Source organism: Streptomyces hazeniae, assembly GCF_031845485.1.
GTDB classification, from domain to species: Bacteria; Actinomycetota; Actinomycetes; order Streptomycetales; family Streptomycetaceae; genus Streptomyces; species Streptomyces hazeniae.
Genome location: NZ_JAVREQ010000084.1, coordinates 1 through 660 on the forward strand (window position 1 = coordinate 1; position 660 = coordinate 660).

Below are 660 nucleotides of genomic sequence, written 5' to 3' on the forward strand. Positions count from 1 at the left end.
CGCGGGAGCGGATCGCCGCCGAGACGTCGTCGGGCGGCCTCGGACACGGTCTGCCGCTCGCCCATCTCACCGTCTCCGACCTGCCGTTCGGCGGGGTGGGGGAGAGCGGCATGGGCAACTACCACGGCCGGTACTCCCTGGAGACGTTCAGCCACCGCAAGGCGGTCCTGCGCAAGCCGCTGAGCTGACCGGGCTGGCCGGGAGCTGACTGCCGGTCAGCGACCGTGACCGGTGCGGACGACGCCGGTCAGGGCGCCTCGCGACCCGGCACCGCGGCCGCACCTCGGCGAGGTGCGGCCGTTCTCCGTAAGGGAGTTGGGGGCCAGGGCGCGGGTTGGAAGCGGATCAGCGGGGCGCCCGCACCGCCCGCGCTCACCTGCGCGGGACGCGCGCCGCCGGCCCGGCGCCGCGAACGCCGTGTGCGCCCGCGCTCACGTGCCGCGCGGGACGCACCCGCACGGGCGGGCGGTGCCCCCCGTCAGGAACGGTGGGCGGCCGGGACCGGGGCACGGAACCGTTCGAAGGCGGCCCGCAGCTGACGGGCCTGGTTGTCCGCGCCGAGAGCGTTCGGGTGGACGAAGGTGCACGTCGCGCCGGTGCCGGGGAGCAGGGCGCACAGGCGCGCGGGCGGGTCCGTCTGGTCGCCGTCGCCGGTGAGGT

Annotated in this window: 2 pseudogenes; one reads left to right on the forward strand and one right to left on the reverse strand. The window is 77.0% G+C overall.

Annotated elements, in window-relative coordinates:
- Positions 1-188: pseudogene (locus tag RM572_RS28680) on the forward strand (aldehyde dehydrogenase family protein); the annotation flags it as partial.
- Between the two features lie 290 nt (positions 189-478).
- On the opposite strand, the pseudogene RM572_RS28685 reads toward RM572_RS28680, so the two are convergent.
- A pseudogene (locus tag RM572_RS28685) lies at positions 479-660 on the reverse strand (hypothetical protein); the annotation flags it as partial.